Genomic DNA, 19,570 nt, shown 5'->3' with positions numbered 1-19,570 from the left:
CGCCATGACCACAGCTTCCCCCCGCGGCTTCGAGCAGTTCGAGGTCGGCGACACCGTCGTGTTCGACCGGGCCTTCAGCGCCGAGGAATGCGCCACCTTCAGCGCCCTGAGCGGGGACCACAGCCCGATCCACAATGATCCGGTCTATTCCGCGACCACGCCGTTCGGGCGGCCGATCGTGGCGATGCACCTGACCATGGCGCCGCTGTCGATGATCGCCGGCATGGTGTTTCCGGGGTCGTCCTCGCTGTGCCTGGGCGAGGAGGTCCGCGCCGTCGGCCCGGTCTATTTCGGCGACAGGCTGCGCTATTCCGCCCGGATCATCGGGGTGAACGCCAGCCACCATGTGCTGACCATCCGGGTGCTGGCCCTGCGTGAGGCCGAGGTGGTGCTGGACGTGACGATGCGGGTCCAGTCCCGCGATCCCACCGAACTGACGATTCCGGCCCTGCCGGTGTCGAAGGGCACCCAGCCGTCGCTGGCCGTGGTCACCGGCGCGACCGGCGAGATCGGCAGCGAGATCGCCCTGGCCCTGGCCCAGCGCGGCTGGTCGCTGCTGCTGCAGGGCCGCGGCGACGCAGCACGCCGCGACAAGCTGGGCCAGGCCTTGGACCGCTTCGGCATCCACACCGAATTCGTCGCCGCCGATCTCGCCACCGCGGCGGGACAGGGCGCGCTGGCCGAGGCGGTCACGCGGCAGGACCGCATCGGGCTGGTGGTGCACGCGGCGTCGCCCGGCGTCACCGCGCCGGTCGAGGAGCTGGTGGCGGTGAACTACACCGCGCTGAAGGCGGTGGCCGACGCCGCCTTGCCGAAGCTGCTGGAGCGGCAGGGCGGGGCCGTGCTGCTGCTGGGCACCCGCGCGGTCGAGATGTCACTGCCCGGCTGGGAAGCCTGTGCCGGGGCCAAGAGCATGGCCACCACCCTGGTCAACGGCATCGAGCGCCGCCATGCCGGCTTCGGCGTGCGCGGCCTGACCCTGTCGCCCAGCCTGGTGGCGACCCGGTTCTCGGCGGCGTTCCGCGACGATGCGCCGTCCCTGCTGCCGGGCGAGGTGGCCGAGGCGGCGGTGGCGATGGCCGAGGATCTGACCGCCACCGGCAACGCGGTGATGATGGAGCCCGGACGCAGCACGCGCGGGCAGTTCGGCTTCCACACCGCCCGCGCCGCCGAAGCGCCGGCGCCGGCCGCCTCGGCCGCCACCGCGACGCCGACAGCGGCGGCTCCGCAGCCGGCCGCGGCGGCCGCCTCTTCCTCCGCCGTCGCCGGCATCGTGCGGCGGACGCTGCGCCTGCCGGCCGGCGAGGACGTCAGCAACGCCGCCCTGGGCGTCACGCCGGGCTGGGATTCCCTGAAGCACATCGAGCTGTTGCTGCAGCTCGAGACCGGGCTGGGTATCCGCTTCAGTTCGGGCGAGATCAGCACCGTGCAGCGCTTCGGCGAGCTGGACGCCATCTGCCGCCGCAAGCTGACCGAGGAGGCCGCCTGATGGCCGACATCTCCGTCGCCACCCCGACCGCCACGGCCGAGGCCGGCCAGGGGATGCACGACTTCATCCGCGACCTGTTCCCGATCTGCCGCAGCCTGACCGGCGACGGCGTGCGCGAGACCCTGGCCTATATCAAGGGCCTGCTGCCCGGCCTGACCGTGCACGAGGTGCCGTCCGGCACCCAGGTGTTCGACTGGACCGTCCCGGACGAGTGGAACATCCGCAGCGCCCGGCTCATCGGCCCGTCGGGCGAGACCGTGGTCGATTTCGCCGAGCATAATTTGCATGTCGTCGGCTATTCCGAGCCGGTCGATGTCGAGCTGTCGCTGGAGGAGCTGCAGGCGCATCTCTACTCCACGCCCGAGCAGCCCGACGCCATCCCCTACATCACCTCCTACTACAAGCGGCGCTGGGGCTTCTGCCTGCCGCACCGGCAGCGCGAGGCCCTGCCGCAGGGCCGCTACCGCGCGGTGATCGACGCCACCCTGGCCCCCGGCCACCTGACCTATGGCGAGCTGATCATCCCGGGCGAGAGCGACCGCGAGATCCTGATCTCGACCTATGTCTGCCACCCCTCGATGGCGAACAACGAGCTGTCGGGCCCGGCGGTCACCACCTGGCTGGCGCGCTGGCTGTCCGAACGGCCGCGCAAATACACCTATCGCATCGTCTTCATCCCGGAGACGATCGGGTCGATCACCTACCTCTCACGCAACCTGCCGCAGATGAAGGCTGCGACCATCGCCGGCTTCAACGTCTCCTGCGTCGGCGACGACCGCTGCTATTCCTACCTGCCCAGCCGGCGAGGCGGCACCCTGGCCGACCGGGTGGCGCTGCATGTGCTGAAGCACATGGCGCCGGACCACCTCACCTACAGCTTCCTCGACCGCGGCAGCGACGAGCGGCAGTACTGCGCGCCGGGGGTCGACCTGCCGGTGTGCACCATCATGCGGTCGAAATACGGCTGCTATCCCGAATACCACAGCTCGCTGGACGACCTGTCGCTGGTGACCCCGACCGGGCTGCAGGGCGCCTACGACGCGCTGAAGGCCTGCCTGGTCTGCCTGGAAGGCAACACCACCCCCCGGGCCACGGTGCTGTGCGAGCCCCAGCTGGGCAAGCGCGGCCTGTACCCGACCCTGTCGGTGCGCGGATCGGCCATCATCACCCGGAACCTGACCAACCTGCTGGCCTATGCCGATGGCGACCACGACCTGCTGGCGATCGCCGACCTGATCGGCGCGCCGATGTGGGACCTGATCCCGTCGCTGGACGACCTGCGCAAACATGAGCTGATCACCGAGGCCTAGCCGCCCGCCGCGGCACCGCCTCAATCCCATCGGAAGGTGGGCCATGGGCTGGTGGCGGCCGGGCCTCGGGCCGCTTCGGACGGGAGGAACAGTTGGGCGCAGTTTCGCTCTGGCACTGGCTGATCATCCTGATGCTGTCGGGGCCGCTCGGCGCGGGCCCGGCCATGAACCGCGCCTTGTCCGAGACAGCCGACGCCCTGCGGATGGTGGCCCAGCTGCCCAACCCCGAGCGCCTGATCGACTATTCCCCGGGCAGCAGCGGCCTGGTGCTGTACCGGCTGCCCGGGAATACCTGCTTCCTGCGCAGCAACCTGCAGCCCGGCCAGACCAGCTGGATCCGGCGCGACGACCAGGGCCGGATCGAGATCACGGTCTCGGCCCCGGCGCTGGCCCGCACCGGCCGCCGCTTCGACCCCGCCGACGGGACGGCCCGGCTGCGGCTGGGCGGCAAGCCCGTCGCGGTGCCGGTGGCGTCGCCCGGCGCCCCGACCTGGCGCTTCACGCTGGACGACACCCCGGCGCTGCAGGCAGCACTCGACGCCGACACCCCTGAGGACCTGAGCTTCACCGCCATCCGCGGCGGCAAGCCAGTGTCGGACGAGACCCTGGCCGTCGCCACCGCCGACCTGTTCCAGGGCCTGCAGGGGCTGGATTCCTGCGCCATCGGCGCCGAACTGCCGGGCGTGGTCGGGCCTTAGGCGCGCGCTGCCGCCAGCGCCTCGACCCGGTGCTTCAGCCCGGGGCGCAGGCCGAGGGCGAAGGCGGTTTCGGCCATCAGGAACATCGGCCCGATCAGCAGCTGGAACAGGTTGGACAGGAAGGCCGGCCGCTTGCCCTCATAGGCGTGACCGACCAGTTGCAGCGCCCAGCCGCCCACGAACAGCACCGCGGCGACGGTCCAGGTGACCCAGGCCGCACCGCCATCGACCACGAGATGGGCGATGATCAGCCCGGGGATCACCAGCACCGCCATGGCCAGGCCGAGGCCGAGGTCGAGCGCGATCCACAGCAGCCAGATCAGCAGCCCGACCAGATCGGCCAGCGTCACCGGCCAGCCGGCGACGGCGCCCAGCGGAACCGTGGCCAGCGCCACCAGCACCGCCAGGATGATCGCCGGGATGCCGAAGAAATGGGTCAGCCGGTTGCGGCCGTCGCGGTGGAAGCTGGTGTACATCGCCATCTGGCGATCGAAGAGATCCGAAGCCATGCGCGATCCTCCCCGCCAGGACGATAAACCCAAAGCGGGGAGTCGCGCGAGGCTCGTCAGTCTTGGAGGGCGAGCAGCAGGCTTGAGGTGTCGACCCGGCCGCCGGCCTTGGCCTGGACCGCGGCGTAGAACTGGTCGACCAGCGCCGTCACCGGCAGCCGGGCGCCGTTGTGCTTGGCTTCCGCGAAGCAGATGCCGAGGTCCTTGCGCATCCAGTCGATGGCGAAACCGAAGTCGAACTTGTTCTGCAGCATGGTCCGGCCGCGGTTTTCCATCTGCCAGCTCTGGGCCGCGCCCTTGGAGATGACGTCGAGCACCAGATTGCCGTCCAGTCCTGCCTTCTGGGCGAAGTTCAGCCCTTCCGACAGCGCCTGGACCAGGCCTGCGATGCAGATCTGGTTGACCATCTTGGTCAGCTGGCCGGCGCCGGCCGGGCCCATCAGGGTGCAGGCGCGGGCATAGGCGTCGATCACCGGCTTGGCCACGGCGAAGACCGGCTCGCGCCCGCCGCACATCACCGTCAGGGCGCCATTCTCGGCCCCGGCCTGGCCGCCGGAGACGGGGGCGTCGATGAAGCCGAAGCCGAGCTTGTCGGCCTCGGCCTCCAGCTCGCGGGCGATGTCGGCCGACGCGGTGGTGTGGTCGACCAGGATGGCGCTGCCCGACATGCCGGCGAAGGCGCCGTCCGGCCCCTTGACCACCGAGCGGATGTCGTCGTCGTTGCCGACGCACAGGAACACGATCGCGGCGTCCTTGGCCGCCTCGGCCGGGGTCGGCGCCGCGGTGCCGCCGTGCTTCTCGGCCCAGGCCTCGGCCCGCGCCGCGGTGCGGTTGAAGACGGTGACCTGGTGCCCCGCCTTGACCAGATGCCCCGCCATTGGCGCGCCCATCACGCCCATGCCCAGGAATGCGACCTTCATCGTGCTCGTCCACCCGTCATGCATTGGAGAGGACACAGTGCACCAACCGCGGCCTTTGATTCCAGCGTCGGGCGCGCGTATCTGATGTCCATCATGACGAACGCCGCCTCCCCCGCCCGCCGCTTCACCGGCGACCACCTGGTCATCGCCAGCCACAACAAGGGCAAGATCCCCGAGATCGCCGCCCTGCTGGAGGGCCGCGTGCCGCGCCTGACCTCGGCCGTGGAGCACGGCGTGCCGGAGCCGGAGGAGACCGGCGACAGCTACATCGCCAATGCCGAGCTGAAGGCCCGCTTCGTCACCGAAGCCACCGGCCTGCCGTCGCTGGCCGATGACAGCGGCGTGTCCGTCGGCGGCCTGGGCGGCGCGCCCGGCATCTATTCCGCCCGTTGGGCCGAGAAGCCGGACGGCAGTGGACGCGACTTCGCCTATGCCATGGAGCAGGTGCGGCTCAAGCTGGGCGACAACCCCGACCGCAGCGCCCGCTTCGTCTGCGCCCTGTCGCTGTGCTGGCCGGACGGCCATTGCGAGACGGTGGAGGGCGAGATTCGCGGCCAGCTGGTGTGGCCGGCGCGCGGGACCAAGGGCTTCGGCTACGACCCGATCTTCGTGCCGGACGGCCACAGCAGGACCTTCGGCGAGATGGAGTCGGCCGAGAAGCACGGCATGAGCCACCGCGCCGACGCCTTCCACAAGCTGGTGGCCCGCTGCTTCGCGCCGTGAGACAGAAGAACCCTCACAAACTTGACGTCATCCCCGCGAAAGCGGGGATCTCCTCGCGCCTGGGTCCGAAAGAGATTCCCGCTTTCGCGGGAATGACGGCGGAGGATCGGTCAACGGCGCCCGGCTTCGCCCTCTATGTCCACTGGCCGTTCTGCAAGTCGAAATGCCCGTATTGCGACTTCAATTCGCATGTCCGGGAGCAGGTGGAGCATGACCGCTGGCGCCGGGCGCTGGTGGCGGAGCTGGACCATTTCGCCGATCTGACGCCGGGGCGGACCCTGACCTCGATCTTCTTCGGCGGCGGCACCCCGTCGCTGATGCAGCCGGCCACGGTCGCGGCGGTGATCGACCGCGCCGCCGAACGCTGGGGCCTGGCGCCCGGCATCGAGATCACGCTGGAGGCCAACCCGACCTCGGTCGAATCAGGGCTGTTCGCCGGCTTCCGCGGCGCCGGAGTCAATCGCGTCTCGCTCGGCGTCCAGGCGCTGGACGAGCCGTCGCTGCGCTTCCTCGGCCGCAACCATTCCGCCGATGAAGCGCTGGCCGCCGTCGGCCTCGCCGCGCGCCATTTCGACCGCTTCTCCTTCGACCTGATCTATGCCCGGCCCGGCCAGACCGTGGCCGGCTGGACGGCGGAACTGCGCCGCGCGCTGGACCACGCCGTCGGCCACATCTCGGCCTATCAGCTGACCATCGAGCAGGGCACCCGCTTCCACACGCTCTATTCCCGCGGCGAGCTGGTGCTGCCGGACGAGGACACCCAGGCGGCCCTGTACGAGGCCACGGCCGAGGTGCTGGATACCGCGGGCCTGCCCGGCTACGAGATCTCGAACCACGCCCGGCCCGGCGAGGAATCACGCCACAACCTGACCTATTGGCGCTATGGCGACTATGTCGGCATCGGCCCCGGCGCGCATGGCCGGCTGACCCTCAACGACGGCAAATGGGGCACCCGCACCCACCGCGCGCCCGAGGTGTGGCTGGAGCGGGTCGAGGCCGCCGGCCATGCCGAGCACGGGCGCGAGGCGGTGCCGCCCGAGGCCCGGCGCGACGAGATGCTGATGATGGGGCTGCGCCTGGCCGAGGGCGTGGCCAAGTCCCGCATCGCCGACGAGATGGGCCGGCCCTTCGCCGAGGCGATCGACCGCCGCAACCTGGACCGGCTGATCGGCCACGGCTTCCTGGTCGAGGACGAAGCCCGCCTGACCGCTACCCCCGCCGGCCGCCAGCGCCTGGACGCGGTGCTGGCGGCGCTGCTGGGGTAGGACGAAGGGGTCCGAGGCTTGCCCGATGCCTGGGCCTACCCCATGTGTTACAGTGCACGCACTGGTAAACACATGGGTGCAGCGATGACCGACGCCACATTCACCTTCCGCGTCGACGATGAGTTGAAGGCCCGGTTCACGGATGCCGCCAAGGCGCAGGACCGCACCGGAGCCCAGTTGATCCGCGACTTCATGCGCGATTACGTCAAGCGCCGGGAAGACGAGGCCGAATACGACGTCTGGTATCGCCGGCAGGTGCAACTCGGGCTGGACTCGGCCGATGCCGGCCGGCTGGTGCCGGCCGACGAGGTGGAGGCCGAATTCGCCCGGCGCCGCGCCGAGACCGGGCGCAAGTTCGATGATGCCGGCTCGTGAGGCTGGCCTGGACGCCGGAAGCGATCACCGACCGCCGCGCCGTCTATGATCATGTCGCCGCTGCCAACCCACGCGCCGCCCAGGACCTCGATCGGCTGTTCCAGCACAAGATCGGCCGCCTGCTGTCGCATCCGCTGATCGGGCGACCGAGCCGGCGGCTGCAGGGCACCCGGGAGCTGGTCGTCCATCAGAACTATGTCGTCGCCTATGACGTGCGGGACGAAGTCGTCCGCATCCTGCGACTGCTCCACACGTCGCGCCTCTGGCCGCCTGCTCCGCCGGATGACGAGGACGATCGACAGGAGTGAGAAGCCGAACGGTGCCCGGCTGACAGAGGCAGGGACGGTCCGACCCCTCAATACTCGTCGTGCAGCCGGGTCCGGCTGTGCGTGGGGTCCTGCGGCCAGCCCTGGGGTGAATCCTCCCAGGCCTCCTGGCGGCCCCAGGGCGTGATGTCGAGCAGGCCGAAGGTGTTGGCCGGCTGCTCCACGCCGCGCCCGGAGGTGAAGTAGGTCCGGAAGATGCCGTCGTCCCGGCGCAGGAAGACGGACAGGCCGAAGCTGCTGCCACCGACCATGTCCTGATGGAAGGTCGTGCCGAAGCAGGAGACCCAGGGGAAACTCCATCCCATCCGGGCCTTCACCCGCTCGATCTCGGGCACCGTGGCCCGCGACACCACGACGAAGCTGGTCCGCCGCGCCCGCAGATGCTCGAGATTGCCGATATGGTCGCAGTACAGCGAGCAGCCGGGGCAGACATGGTCGGACCCGTGGTCCAGCATGTTGTGATAGACGACCAGCTGCGACCGCCCGTCGAACAGGTCGGCGAAGCTGAGCTCACCCGCGGTCGACTGGAAGGTGTAGGCCGTGTCGATCCGGGTCATCGGCAGGCGCCGGCGCCGCGCGTTGAGCGCATCCTGCGCCCGCATCAGCGCCTTCTCTTCCCTCAGGAAGGCGTCGCGCGCGGCCTGCCAGTCTTCGCGGGACACGATTTCGGGATAGGTCATCGGTTTCCTCCATCGGCAGGGCTCTTCACGGCCCTGGCTGTCGAGAAACGGTGAATTCGGCGATCCGGTCCCGAGATCGCGTCGGAATGTGCCGTCAGCCCTGCTTCGTGATGGTGAGATGGGTGGCGCGGGCCGAACTGACCTGGCCGGTGCAGGCATAGCCCAGGACGGCGAGATCGAGCCCGGCGAACAGGTTCTCGCCGCTGCCCAGCAGCACCGGCGCCTGGGCGAGGTGCATCTCGTCGATCAGCCCTTTGCTGAGATACTGCCGCACGGTGGCGACGCCGCCGCCGACCCGGACGTCCTTGCCATCAGCCGCCTCCCGCGCCTGGCGCAGCGCCGAGTCGATGCCGTCGGTGACGAAGTGGAAGGTTGTGCCGCCCTGCATGACCAGCGGCGCACGGGCGTGGTGGGTCAGGACGAAGACCGGCGTGTGATAGACGGGGTTGTCGCCCCACCAGCCCTTCCAGCTGTCGTCCGGCCACGGCCCACGGATCGGCCCGAACATGTTCCGGCCCAGGATCCAGGCGCCGATATTCTCGAAGCTGCGCGCGGCGAAATCCTCGTCCACGCCGGTCTCGCCGCCTTCCTTGCCGAACATCTTCTGGAAGGTGCGGGTGGGGAAGGCCCATTGCGGCAGCACCATGCCGCCCTTGCCGAACGGGTTCTCGAGGCTCTGCTCCAGTGCGGCGCCGTAACCGTCGACGGACAGGGAGAAGGCGCGGACAACGAGCTTGGACATGATGGCGTTTCCCCTCAAGTGACGTTGCTAACCAGTTTCTTATTATAACTAGTTATATAGTGCAATCAGTTTTCTCGCGTACTGTCCCTGCCCCCGCTGTCTGGGCTATCCTCTCGGTCGAACTCACCGGGGAGGCAATCCCATGCCGACGGTCCGGTACATCGTCCACGACGTCGACCAGGCGGTCGCGTTCTATAGGGACAGCCTGGGGTTCCGGCTGCAGCAGCAGTTCGGGCCGAACATGGCGATCCTCGAGCGGGATGGGCTGACACTGTGGGTCGCCGGCCCCGGCGCCTCGGCCAGCCGCCCGATGCCGGACGGCCGCAAGCCCGAATCCGGCGGCTGGAACCGATTCGTGCTGCAGGTCGACGACCTGACGGCCCTGGTCGCCGATCTGCGCGGGCGCGGCGTCCGGTTCCGCAACGACATCGTCACCGGCCCCGGCGGCCAGCAGATCCTGTGCGAGGATCCGTCCGGGAACGTGGTCGAGCTGTTCCAGCCGGCCTGAGCGGACGCCCCGACCGGCTGGCCGTCGCTCACACCCTTGCGCAGATGAGCCGCCCGCCGTTGTTGTGCAGCCCGTCCTTGCGCCGAGACAGGTAGCGTCGGTTCAGATCCTCCGGCTCTCAGCTCTCGACCTCGCGGAAGCCAGAGGGCGAACAGCCGCTCCCGCAGCACGGCCGGATCGAATGAGGTGATCATCGGCTCACCGAGCGCAGCTGAGGCCCTGGAACGTGGAACGGGCGGATCGGAACTCGGCGGCGGTTTGCTGGTCGGGTCGCGATCAGCCTCGTCCCACCCTCATAGCCGACACACGAAGAACGGCAAACAGGCCCGGGCTGCGGCAACCTGACGGTGCCGTTCCGACGCGGCGGAACGGGGGCCCGCCCGACCGGGTGGACACCCGCGGCCCGGCGCGGCATGGTCGCGCTCTGTTCCCGTGCCGGAGATCCCGCGATGTCGACCACGCCGAAGACCTATTATCTGATCGACGGCTCCGGCTACATCTTCCGCGCCTTCCATGCGCTGCCGATGATGATGCGCAAGTCGGACGGGCTGCCGGTGAACGCGGTCTATGGCTTCACCAACATGCTGATCCGCCTCTTGGCCGATCTCGACGCCGACCATCTCGCGGTGATCTACGACGCGTCGGAGCGCGGCTTCCGCAACGAGATCTACCCCGCCTACAAGGCCCAGCGCCCCCCGGCGCCGGAAGAGCTGGTGCCGCAGTTCCCGCTGATCCGTGCCACCAGCGAGGCCTTCAACCTGCCGGGCATCGAGGTCGACGGCTTCGAGGCCGACGACATCATCGCCACCTACGCCCGGATGGCGCGCGAGGAGGGGTCGCGCGTCGTCATCGTCTCCTCCGACAAGGACATGATGCAGCTGGTGGGCGACGGCGTGACCATGCTGGACCCGATCAAGAACAAGCCGATCGACGCCGCCGAGGTGATGGAGAAGTTCGGCGTGATGCCGGACCGGGTGGTCGACGTGCAGTCCCTGGCCGGCGACAGCGTCGACAACGTGCCGGGCGTGCCCGGCATCGGTATCAAGACCGCGGCGCAGCTGATCACCGAGTACGGCGACCTCGATTCGCTGCTGGCCCGGGCCGGCGAGATCAAGCAGCCGAAGCGGCGCGAATCGCTGATCGAATTCGCCGAGCAGGCACGGATCAGCCGCCAGCTGGTGCGGCTGCGCACCGACGCGCCGGTGCCGGTCGGGCTGGAGGGCCTGGTGGCGCGGCCGCCGAACCGGCAGAAGCTGATCGGGTTCCTGGAGGAGATGGAGTTCCGCACCACCCTCGCCCGGGTCGAGGCGTCGTTCGACAAGCTGGGCGACACCGGCGGCGGCGAGCCCGACCTGTCGGCCCCGGGCAAGCCTGAGGCGATCGCCCAGGCCTATGAGCTGGTGCAGGATTCGGCGGCGCTGCAGCGCTGGGCCGATGCCGCGGTCCAGGCCGGGGTGCTGGCGATCGACACCGAGACCAATTCGCTGGACGCCGAGGCCGCCGTGCTGTGCGGCATCTCGCTGGCCACCGCGCCGGGCCGCGCCTGCTACATCCCGCTGGCCCATGTCGGCGGCGACGGCGACGGGCTGGCGCTGGGCGGCGACGCGCCGGCGCAGATCGCGATGGACGAGGTCCGCCGCATCCTGGGCCCGGTGCTGGTCGACCCGTCGGTGCTGAAGGTCGGCCACAACCTGAAATACGACGCCCATGTGCTGGGCCGGCCGCATGTCGGCCTGCCGATCACGCCGTGGGACGACACCATGCTGATCTCCTACGTCCTCGACGGCGGGGCGCATGGCCACGGCATGGACGAGCTGTCGGAGCTGCACCTGCAGCACCGCACCATCCCCTATTCCGCGGTCTGCGGCACCGGCAAGACCGCCATCACCTTCGACAAGGTGCCGCTGGACAAGGCCCTGGCCTATGCCGCGGAGGATGCCGACATCACCCTGCGGCTGCACATGCTGCTGAAGCCGCGGCTGGTGGCCGAGCGCATGGCGACGGTCTACGAGACCATCGAACGGCCGCTGGTCGGCGTCATCGCTGACATGGAGATGGCGGGGATCAAGGTCGACCGCACCACCCTGTCCCGGCTGTCCGGCGAATTCGCCCAGCGCATGGCGGCGCTGGAGGCCGAGATCCACGTCCTGGCCTTGGGCGCGTTCAACGTCGGCAGCCCGAAGCAGCTGGGCGAGGTGCTGTTCGAGCGCCTGGGCCTGCCCGGCGGCAAGAAGAGCAGCAAGACCGGCGCCTATTCCACCGATTCGAGCGTGCTGGAGCTGCTGGCGGCCCAGGGCCACGACATCGCCACCAAGATCCTGGAATGGCGCCAGCTGGCCAAGCTGAAGGGCACCTACACCGACGCGCTGCAGGCCCAGATCAACGAGCAGAGCCAGCGGGTCCACACCTCGTTCTCGCTGGCCGCGACCAACACCGGCCGGCTGTCCTCGAACGAGCCGAACCTGCAGAACATCCCGATCCGCACCGAGGAGGGGCGCAAGATCCGCTACGCCTTCGTGGCGGAGCCGGGCAACCGGCTGATCTCGGTCGACTACAGCCAGATCGAGCTGCGGCTGGTGGCGCAGATCGCCGATGTGTCGCTGCTGAAGCAGGCCTTCCTCGACGGCACCGACATCCACGCCATGACCGCGTCCCAGGTGTTCGGCGTGCCGCTGGCGGAGATGACGCCGGATGTGCGGCGCAAGGCCAAGGCGATCAATTTCGGCATCATCTACGGCATCTCCGGCTTCGGCCTGGCGGCGCAGCTGGGCATTCCGCAGGGGGAGGCGGCCGCCTTCATCCGGGCCTATCTCGACCGGCTGCCGGAGCTGAAGGTGTGGATGGACGAGACCAAGCGCATCGCCCGCGAGCGCGGCTGGGTCGAGACCCTGTTCGGCCGCAAATGCCACATGCCCGGGATCAAGGACCCCAACCCGGCCCGCCGCGCCTTCGCCGAGCGCCAGGCGATCAACGCCCCGATCCAGGGCACCGCGGCCGACATCATCAAGCGCGCCATGGCCAGGCTGCCCGGCGCCCTGGCAGCGGAAGGGCTGCAGGCCCGCATGCTGCTGCAGGTGCATGACGAACTGCTGTTCGAGGCGCCGGAGGCCGAGGCCAGGCGCACCGCCGAGGTGGCGCAACGGGTGATGCAGGGCGCCGCCGTGCTGGACGTGCCGCTGATCGCCGAAGCCGGCATCGGCCTCAGCTGGGCCGAGGCGCATTGAGGCTGCGGGCCGGGGCGGCGTCCTTTGTACTCCCGACTCCACTCCCAAGCTGTCATGCCACGGCTTGACCGTGGCATCCAGGGGCGGCCAGAGCCACAGGTTGGAGAGGATTTGGGGGCCCCTCGGCGCCGCAATAATATTACTCAGACGCGGCAGAATCCGTCTTTCTTGAAGCGCGCGCCATCCGGTACCAACCCGCCCGCGTAACCCCTGCCGACGAGTTTCTCGTCCGCCCGCGGCGCAACGCCGCCGGACGCGACCGAACCAGGGATGGAGACAACCATGAAATCCGCAATGAAGGCGTCCGTCTGCGCCGTCGCGCTCGCCGGCCTGTTCGCCATCGCCGGCTGCTCCGGCAAGATGACCAACCCAGCCTCGGCGACGACCACCGAGAAGACCGTGACCGTCGGCGGCGCGCCGATGTACCCGAGCAAGACCATCGTCGAGAACGCGGTCAATTCGGCCGACCACACCACGCTGGTCGCGGCGGTCAAGGCCGCCGGCCTGGTCGACACCCTGAACAGCCCCGGGCCCTTCACCGTCTTCGCCCCGACCAACGCCGCCTTCGACAAGCTGCCGGCCGGCACGGTCGACACCCTGGTGATGCCGAAGAACAAGAAGCTGCTGACCAGCATCCTGACCTATCACGTCGTCCCCGGCCGCTACGATTCCGCGGCGCTGCAGGGCCTGATCACCCAGGGCGGCGGCTGGGCCAAGCTGCCGACCGTCGACGGCAAGCACATGCTGACGGTGAAGCCGGCGATGGGCGGCGGCATCGAGATGGTCGACGAAAAGGGCGGCGTGTCGATGGTCACCATCGCCGACGTCACCCAGTCGAACGGCGTGATCCACGTCGTCGACACCGTGCTGATGCCGAAGAAGTAGGTCGGGTGGAGGGGGCCTGACGCGGCCCCTTCCCTTTCCGACGCCGCCCGCCTTAGGCTGGCGGCATGACCGACACCATCGACTTCGCTGGCCAGGCGGTCTTCGTCGCCGGCGGCACCAGCGGCATCAATCTGGGCATCGCGCTGGGCTTCGCCCGCGCCGGCGCCCGCGTCGCGGTGATGAGCCGCAGCCCGGAGAAGGTGGAGGCCGCGGTGGCGCAGCTGCGTGCGGCCGGGGCCGAGGCCCTGGGCGCCGCCGCGGATGTCCGCGACTACGCCGCGACCGAGGCCGCGCTGCAGGCCGCGCATGACGCTTTCGGCGACCTCGACGTGCTTGTCTCCGGCGCCGCCGGCAACTTCCCGGCCCCGGCGCTGGGCATGTCGGCCAACGGCTTCAAATCGGTGATCGACATCGACCTGCTGGGCAGCTTCAACGTGCTGCGCGCGGCGCACGCCTTCCTGCGCAAGCCGGGGGCGTCGGTGATCAACATCTCGGCCCCGCAGGCCGAATCGCCGATGCTGATGCAGGCCCATGTCTGCGCCGCCAAGGCCGGCGTCGACATGCTGACCCGGGTGCTGGCGATGGAATGGGGCCGCGACGGCATCCGCATCAACTCGATCATCCCCGGCCCGATCCACGATACCGAGGGCATGGCCCGGCTGGCGCCGACGCCGCAGGCCCGCGCCCTGGTCCAGCGCAGCGTGCCGCTGGGCCGCATGGGAACGGCCGACGACATCGCCCGCGCCTGCCGCCTGCTGTCCTCGCCGCTGGCCGCCTACATCACCGGCACGGTGCTGCCGGTCGACGGCGGCTGGTCGCTGGGCGGCGCCAGCGCCTCGATGGGCGTGATCGCCGAGGCCGCGATGGCGGCGGCGGCCAGGAAGCCCTGACCTCTTTCCTGCCGATGCGCGCCTTGATACCGTGACGGACATCGGTCCGGAGGATTCCATGTCCGTCGAGATCTACCTCACCTATATCGCCGCCTGCGTCCTGATCGCGATCATCCCGGGGCCGTCGGTGTCGCTGATCATCGCCAACAGCCTGACCCACGGCACCCGCGCCGGCCTGTTGAACATCGCCGGCGGGCAGCTCGGCCTGCTGGCCATGCTGGGCGTCCTGACCGTCGGCCTGGCCGCGGTGGTGGAGGCGATGGGCGTGTGGTTCGACTGGCTGCGCCTGGCCGGCGCCGCCTATCTGGTCTGGATCGGCTGGAAACTGCTGCGTGCGCCCGACGCCCTGGCCGAGGGCACGCAGGCCAAGCCGCCGCGCGGCGGCTTCTTCCTGCAGGGCCTGCTGGTGGCGCTGAGCAACCCGAAGATGCTGCTGTTCTTCGGCGCCTTCATTCCCCAGTTCGTGCAGCCCGGCGGCAACCAGTCCGCCCAGGTCCTGCTGCTGGGCGCCACCGCCCTCGTGGTCGCGGCACTGTCCGACGGCATGTACGCCGTGCTGACCGGGCGGGCCGGCAAGATGCTGTCGCGCCGTCGGGTGCGGCTGGTGTCGCGCACCGGTGGCGTCTGCCTGATCGGCGGCGGCGTCTGGCTGGCCCTCGCCCGGGCGCGGTAAGCGAGGCCCCCGCCCTACCCCATCGCCGCCCGTCGCGCCTCGATCGCGTCCCACAGGATCGCCTCGATCTTCACCCCGTCGAGGCGGTTGATCTCGTGGATGCCGGTCGGCGACGTCACGTTGATCTCGGTCAGGTAGTCGCCGATCACGTCGATGCCGACGAAGATCTGGCCGGTGGCGCGCAGGTCCGGGCCGATGCGGGCGCAGATCTCGCGCTCGCGCTCGGTCAGCACGGTCTTCTGCGCCTTGCCGCCGACATGCAGGTTGGCCCGCGCCTCGCCCTCCGACGGCACGCGGCTGACGGCGCCGACCGGCTCGCCCTCGACCAGGATGATGCGCTTGTCGCCCTTCCGGATTTCCGGGAGGTAGCGCTGGATCATGATCGGCTCGCGGTACATCCGCTCGTAGAGCTCGAGCAGCGAGACCAGGTTCTCGTCGTCGGCGCGGATGCGGAACACCCCGGCGCCGCCATTGCCGTAGAGCGGCTTGACGATGATGTCGCCATGCTCCTGCCGGAAGGCGCGGATCTCGTCGCGGTCCGAGGTGATCAGGGTCGGCGGCATCAGCTCCGGATAATGCGTGACCAGCAGCTTTTCCGGCGCGTTGCGCACCTCCTTCGGGTCGTTGACCACCAGGACGCGGCGGGAGACGTGCTCCAGCATGTGGGTCGCGGTGATGTAGCCCATGTCGAAGGGCGGGTCCTGCCGCATCAGGATGACGTCGACCGCGCCGAGGTCGACCGTCTCCCATTCCGCGAACGTGAAGTGGTTGCCGCGCACCGCCTGGACGGTCAGCGGTCGCGCCTTCGCCGTCAGCCGTCCGTCGCGCAGGCTGAGCGCCCGCGGCAGGTAGTGCCACAGCCGGTGCCCGCGCGCCTGGGCCTCCAGCGCCATGGCGAAGGTCGAATCCCCCGAGATGTCGATGCTCTCGATCGGGTCCATCTGGATCGCGACGGCAAGGCTCATGGTCGCTCTCAATTGAGGCTGGTGCGGAAGGATTGAAGCAGGATGGCGGCCTCGTGCCGCTGGGTCTCGGGTTCGCCGGGGGCGGAGACGTAGCGGTCGAGCGCATCGATCGCGGCCCGCATGTTGCCGAGGCGGGCGTGCAGGATGCCGGCCTCGCGCAGCAGCGGCGCATGCGCCGGCGCGACATGGCGCATGCCCTCGATCACGCCCAGCGCCTTGGCGAAGTCGCCGGCGCGGATGTGCCGGACCTTCAGGTTGTTCTGCAGCCGCAGCAGGATGTCGCGGTCGGTCACCGGCTCGTAATGCTCCGGCGCCAGCTCCGCCCCGACGTCGAGCACGGCCTTCAGCAGGTCGCGCAGCTCGCCCGGGCCGCGGGTCATGCCGGCATGGAACGGGTCGAGGATGGTGCGGGTGCCGGCGGCGTCGAGCCGGACCAGGAAGTGGCTGGGGAAGTTCAGCCCGACCATGGTCCAGCCCTGGGCCCGGGCGACATGGAGGTAGAGGATGCCGAGGGTGACCGGCAGGCCCTTCCGCCGGTCGATCACCCGCATCAGGTTGGCGTTCTGCAGGTCGTCGTAGCTGTCGACGTCGCCGGCATAGCCCCAGCGCCGGGCCAGCACCGCGGCCATGGCCTCGGCCGGCGGCATCTCCGCCGCCGCCTGGGTGACGTCCGACACCAGCTGGGCCAGGTGGCGGCGATACCAATGGAAGCCGACCCCGCGCGGACGGTCGAGCGCCGCCAGCGCGAGTCCCGCCTCGGCGAGATCGATGGCATCATCCGGCTGGGCGCCGGCTCGGTCGAGAATCGACTGGATCGTCGGGTCCATCCGCCTCAATTAGCCCGATCGCGCCGAGGATGCCACACCCGATCGACCTGCCAGGCGTCGGCAATATGGACGGGCCAGCGCCAGGGCCGGATCACCACGAGATCGAAGCGCAGGTCATGGCCCTCGGCGTAGCGCGGCTGGCGGGCCAGGAACAGCGCCGCCGCCCGCTGCAGCCGCTGTTGCTGGCGGGGCTGCAGCGCCAGCATTCCGGCGGCCAGGTCGGGCCGCGCCTTGACCTCGATGAAGGCGACGGTGCGGCCGCGCCGGGCGACGATGTCGATCTCGCCGAGCGGCGTCTTCAGCCGGCGCTCCAGGATGCGCCAGCCCTTGGCGCGCAACAGCAGCACCGCCCAGCCCTCCGCCGCCAGGCCGAAGGCCTCGGCCCGGCGCCGTGATTCGTCAGTCCCCATCGGCGGTCAGGTCGAGCGCCAGGCGGTAGATCTCGCGCTTCGGCTCCCCGGTCGCCGTCGCCACCGCCTCGACCGCGTCGCGCAGGCTCATGCCGGCCAGCGCCCGGCGCAGCTGGGCCGACAGGTCCTCGCCGGTCGGCCGCGCCGCGGCGCCCGGCGGGGCGATGACGATGACGATCTCGCCCTTGGGCGGCCCGGCCTCGGCGTAGTGCGCCGCCAGCTCGGGCAACGGGCCGCGGCGGACCTCCTCGAACAGCTTGGTCAGCTCGCGCGTCACCGCCGCCTCGCGGTCGCCGAACACCGCCGCCAGGTCGGCGACGCATTCCGGCAGCCGGTGCGGCGCCTCGAACAGGATCAGGGTGGCGGCAATCGGCGCCAGCTCGGCCAGGAAGGTGCGGCGGGCGGCGGATTTCGGCGGCGGGAAGCCAGCGAACAGGAAGCGGTCGGACGGCAGGCCCGACAGCAGCAGCCCGACCAGCGGCGCCGAGGCGCCGGGCAGGCAGGTCACCATCAGCCCCTCGTCCCGCGCCGCGCGGGCCAGCTTGTAGCCGGGGTCGGAGATCAGCGGCATGCCGGCGTCGGAGACCAGCGCCACGGCCTGGCCCTCGGCGATGCGGCGCAGCAGCTGCGGCCGCATCTCGGCGGCGTTGTGCTCGTGATAGGCGATCAGCTTGGTGGCGATGCCGTAGATCGACATCAGCCGCCCCGTGGTCCGGGTGTCCTCGCAGGCGATCACGTCGGCGTCGCGGAGCAAATCGAGCGCCCGAAGCGTTATGTCCCCGGCATTGCCGATCGGCAGCGCGGTCAGATACAGGCCGGGCGCCGGTTTACTCGGGAGCGCCGCGCCGGTAGGGTCGACAGCATTCGGCCGCCGGTGCCTGGATCCGGTGGGTTGTCGAGAGTGAGGGGGCGTCCGTGACAAGACTTGCGGCAGTCGCAGAAAAGTCCTTGGGGAAGGGCCGTGCGAGGCTGGATCGCCTCGTCCGGGTCGCAGGCGCCGTCGCGATGGTAGCCGCGCTCGCCGCCTGTACCCAGACCGTACAGAGGCCACCCCCGATCGCGCAAGCGCCGACGCCGGGACCCAGCGCGCCGACCCGCCCCAATGACGGCATCCTGCGGGTGGGCCTGCTGCTGCCGCTGAGCGGAAGCAACGCCGCGCTGGGCACGGCGATGCAGCGCGCGGCCGAGATGGCGGTGTTCGACACCGGCACCCAGGTCCAGCTGCTGCCGCGCGATTCGGGCGACGGCGCCGCCAGTGCCGGCGAGGCCGCCCGGGCGGTGATCGCCCAGGGCGCCAACATCATCCTCGGCCCGCTGTTCAGCAAATCGGTGCCCGCGGTGGCGCAGCAGGCGCGCGGCGTCGGCATCGACGTCGTCGCCTTCGGCACCGACACCAGCCAGGCCGGCGGCAACGTCTTCCTGCTCAGCTTCCTGCAGCAGCAGGCGATCGACCGCATCGTCGGCTATGGCGTCAACCACGGCATGCGACGCTACGCCTTCCTGGGGCCGAACACGCCCTTCGGCCAGCTGATGGGCAAGGCGATGACCGCGGCCGCGGCCAAATACGGCGCCGAGGTCCCGGTGGTCGAACTCTACGACAGCAAGCTGAGCGACCCGAGCCAGCTGGCGCAGAAGCTGCAATCCTCTCCAGTCGACGCCGTGGTGCTGGCCGATGTCGGCCCCCGCCTGAACGTGGTCGCGCCGATGCTGGGCTATTCCGGCATCACCGCGAAGCTGATGGGCACCGGCCAGTGGGACGACGCGGCGGTCAACCGCCAGCAGTCCCTGGCCGGCGCCTGGTACGCAGCCCCCGACCCGTCGCGCCGCGCCGATTTCGAGAGCCGCTACGCCCAGCAGTTCGGCGCGCCGCCGCCGCGGCTGGCGACGCTGGCCTATGACGCGGTGGCCCTGACCGCGGCGCTGGCGAACCAGCCGGCCTCCGGCGGCAACCCCTTCACCACGGCGGCGCTGCAGGACCCCAACGGCTTCGTCGGGATCGACGGCATCTTCCGCTTCGGCCAGAACGGTCTGGTCGAGCGCGGCCTGGCCGTGCTGGAGGCGCAACCCGGCGGGCCGACCGTGGTCGAAGCGGCACCGGACAGCTTCTCCGGAGCCGCGTTTTAGGCTAGGAACGGTGGTTCCGACGCCGTT

21 protein-coding genes are annotated in these 19,570 nt (G+C 70.2%); 13 read left to right on the top strand and 8 right to left on the bottom strand.

What is annotated here, in order from left to right; translation table 11 throughout:
• The first annotated feature begins 4 nt into the window (after nt 1-4).
• From AB4112_RS22670 to AB4112_RS22660, 3 genes are all read left to right on the top strand, one after another.
• On the top strand, nt 5-1,489 hold the full coding sequence (locus tag AB4112_RS22670; RefSeq protein WP_309798747.1) for an SDR family NAD(P)-dependent oxidoreductase: 1,485 nt from the start codon (nt 5-7) through the stop codon (nt 1,487-1,489).
• Entirely contained in the window at nt 1,489-2,799 is a 1,311-nt protein-coding gene (locus AB4112_RS22665; RefSeq protein ID WP_309798745.1) for a DUF4910 domain-containing protein, read from the top strand. The genes AB4112_RS22670 and AB4112_RS22665 overlap by 1 nt, the downstream gene beginning before the upstream one ends.
• Before the next feature lie 92 nt (nt 2,800-2,891).
• Entirely contained in the window at nt 2,892-3,497 is a 606-nt protein-coding gene (locus AB4112_RS22660) for a hypothetical protein (protein WP_309798743.1), read from the top strand.
• Here the strand turns inward: AB4112_RS22660 and AB4112_RS22655 are convergent.
• Together AB4112_RS22655 and AB4112_RS22650 are read right to left on the bottom strand one after the other, a co-directional pair.
• Entirely contained in the window at nt 3,494-4,006 is a 513-nt protein-coding gene (locus AB4112_RS22655; RefSeq protein ID WP_309798741.1) for an Mpo1 family 2-hydroxy fatty acid dioxygenase, read from the bottom strand. The two genes, AB4112_RS22660 and AB4112_RS22655, sit on opposite strands and share 4 nt — an antisense overlap.
• A 56-nt stretch (nt 4,007-4,062) precedes the next feature.
• Complete coding sequence (locus tag AB4112_RS22650; RefSeq protein WP_309798739.1) at nt 4,063-4,926, bottom strand: NAD(P)-dependent oxidoreductase; 864 nt, start codon at nt 4,924-4,926, stop codon at nt 4,063-4,065.
• Between the two features lie 93 nt (nt 4,927-5,019).
• Here AB4112_RS22650 and rdgB point away from each other — a divergent pair, with 93 nt between their 5' ends.
• The 4 genes from rdgB to AB4112_RS22630 all read left to right on the top strand — a co-directional run bounded on the left by rdgB (nt 5,020) and on the right by AB4112_RS22630 (nt 7,597).
• Entirely contained in the window at nt 5,020-5,649 is a 630-nt protein-coding gene (gene rdgB, locus AB4112_RS22645; RefSeq protein WP_309798737.1) for an RdgB/HAM1 family non-canonical purine NTP pyrophosphatase, read from the top strand.
• Between the two features lie 92 nt (nt 5,650-5,741).
• The gene (gene hemW, locus AB4112_RS22640) at nt 5,742-6,914 is read left to right on the top strand and encodes a radical SAM family heme chaperone HemW (RefSeq protein WP_309798736.1); all 1,173 of its coding nucleotides are present in this window, start codon (nt 5,742-5,744) and stop codon (nt 6,912-6,914) included.
• Between the two features lie 84 nt (nt 6,915-6,998).
• Nucleotides 6,999-7,289, top strand: coding sequence for a CopG family ribbon-helix-helix protein (locus tag AB4112_RS22635; protein WP_309798735.1), 291 nt, complete (start codon nt 6,999-7,001; stop codon nt 7,287-7,289).
• The gene (locus tag AB4112_RS22630) at nt 7,286-7,597 is read left to right on the top strand and encodes a type II toxin-antitoxin system RelE/ParE family toxin (protein WP_309798732.1); all 312 of its coding nucleotides are present in this window, start codon (nt 7,286-7,288) and stop codon (nt 7,595-7,597) included. The genes AB4112_RS22635 and AB4112_RS22630 overlap by 4 nt, the downstream gene beginning before the upstream one ends.
• Before the next feature lie 47 nt (nt 7,598-7,644).
• Here the strand turns inward: AB4112_RS22630 and AB4112_RS22625 are convergent, their stop codons facing one another.
• Complete coding sequence (locus tag AB4112_RS22625) at nt 7,645-8,295, bottom strand: DUF899 domain-containing protein (RefSeq protein WP_309798730.1); 651 nt, start codon at nt 8,293-8,295, stop codon at nt 7,645-7,647.
• 94 nt (nt 8,296-8,389) lie between these two features.
• Entirely contained in the window at nt 8,390-9,037 is a 648-nt protein-coding gene (locus tag AB4112_RS22620) for a dihydrofolate reductase family protein (RefSeq protein ID WP_309798728.1), read from the bottom strand.
• A gap of 142 nt (nt 9,038-9,179) precedes the next feature.
• On the opposite strand from AB4112_RS22620, the gene AB4112_RS22615 reads away from it, so the two are divergent.
• The 5 genes from AB4112_RS22615 (at nt 9,180) to AB4112_RS22595 (ending at nt 15,217) form a co-directional block, all read left to right on the top strand.
• Nucleotides 9,180-9,545 carry a VOC family protein gene (locus AB4112_RS22615; RefSeq protein ID WP_309798726.1) on the top strand — a complete coding sequence of 122 codons (366 nt, stop codon included), beginning with the start codon at nt 9,180-9,182 and terminating at the stop codon, nt 9,543-9,545.
• Nucleotides 9,546-9,994: 449 nt separating this feature from the next.
• Nucleotides 9,995-12,769 carry a DNA polymerase I gene (polA, locus tag AB4112_RS22610; RefSeq protein WP_309798724.1) on the top strand — a complete coding sequence of 925 codons (2,775 nt, stop codon included), beginning with the start codon at nt 9,995-9,997 and terminating at the stop codon, nt 12,767-12,769.
• Nucleotides 12,770-13,051: 282 nt separating this feature from the next.
• Entirely contained in the window at nt 13,052-13,654 is a 603-nt protein-coding gene (locus AB4112_RS22605) for a fasciclin domain-containing protein (RefSeq protein WP_441723176.1), read from the top strand.
• 65 nt (nt 13,655-13,719) lie between these two features.
• A complete protein-coding gene (locus tag AB4112_RS22600; RefSeq protein WP_309798720.1) occupies nt 13,720-14,544 on the top strand; it encodes an SDR family oxidoreductase in 825 nt (274 codons plus the stop codon).
• A gap of 58 nt (nt 14,545-14,602) precedes the next feature.
• Nucleotides 14,603-15,217 carry a LysE family translocator gene (locus tag AB4112_RS22595; RefSeq protein WP_309798718.1) on the top strand — a complete coding sequence of 205 codons (615 nt, stop codon included), beginning with the start codon at nt 14,603-14,605 and terminating at the stop codon, nt 15,215-15,217.
• 14 nt (nt 15,218-15,231) lie between these two features.
• Here AB4112_RS22595 and gshB read toward each other — a convergent pair whose 3' ends face one another.
• The 4 genes from gshB to rsmI are packed head-to-tail and all read right to left on the bottom strand — an operon-like array spanning nt 15,232 to nt 18,173.
• Nucleotides 15,232-16,182 carry a glutathione synthase gene (gshB, locus tag AB4112_RS22590; protein ID WP_309798717.1) on the bottom strand — a complete coding sequence of 317 codons (951 nt, stop codon included), beginning with the start codon at nt 16,180-16,182 and terminating at the stop codon, nt 15,232-15,234.
• Nucleotides 16,183-16,190: 8 nt separating this feature from the next.
• Nucleotides 16,191-17,009: a SirB1 family protein gene (locus AB4112_RS22585; protein ID WP_309798715.1), complete on the bottom strand. Its 819-nt coding sequence runs from the start codon at nt 17,007-17,009 to the stop codon at nt 16,191-16,193.
• A 5-nt stretch (nt 17,010-17,014) separates the two neighbouring features.
• Nucleotides 17,015-17,419 carry a YraN family protein gene (locus AB4112_RS22580; protein ID WP_309798713.1) on the bottom strand — a complete coding sequence of 135 codons (405 nt, stop codon included), beginning with the start codon at nt 17,417-17,419 and terminating at the stop codon, nt 17,015-17,017.
• Nucleotides 17,409-18,173 (bottom strand): 16S rRNA (cytidine(1402)-2'-O)-methyltransferase, encoded by a 765-nt coding sequence (gene rsmI, locus AB4112_RS22575; RefSeq protein ID WP_309798711.1) that lies wholly within the window; start codon nt 18,171-18,173, stop codon nt 17,409-17,411. Before rsmI ends, AB4112_RS22580 begins: the two co-directional genes overlap by 11 nt.
• Nucleotides 18,174-18,424: 251 nt before the next feature.
• On the opposite strand from rsmI, the gene AB4112_RS22570 reads away from it, so the two are divergent.
• On the top strand, nt 18,425-19,543 hold the full coding sequence (locus AB4112_RS22570; protein ID WP_309798709.1) for a penicillin-binding protein activator: 1,119 nt from the start codon (nt 18,425-18,427) through the stop codon (nt 19,541-19,543).
• Nucleotides 19,544-19,570: the final 27 nt, after the last annotated feature.

The organism is Inquilinus sp. 2KB_23 (assembly GCF_052115705.1).
In the GTDB taxonomy this organism is placed as follows: Bacteria; Pseudomonadota; Alphaproteobacteria; order DSM-16000; family Inquilinaceae; genus Inquilinus; species Inquilinus ginsengisoli_A.
Note: the sequence above shows the minus strand (reverse complement) of the source record. Positions and strands in the feature narration are given on the sequence as shown.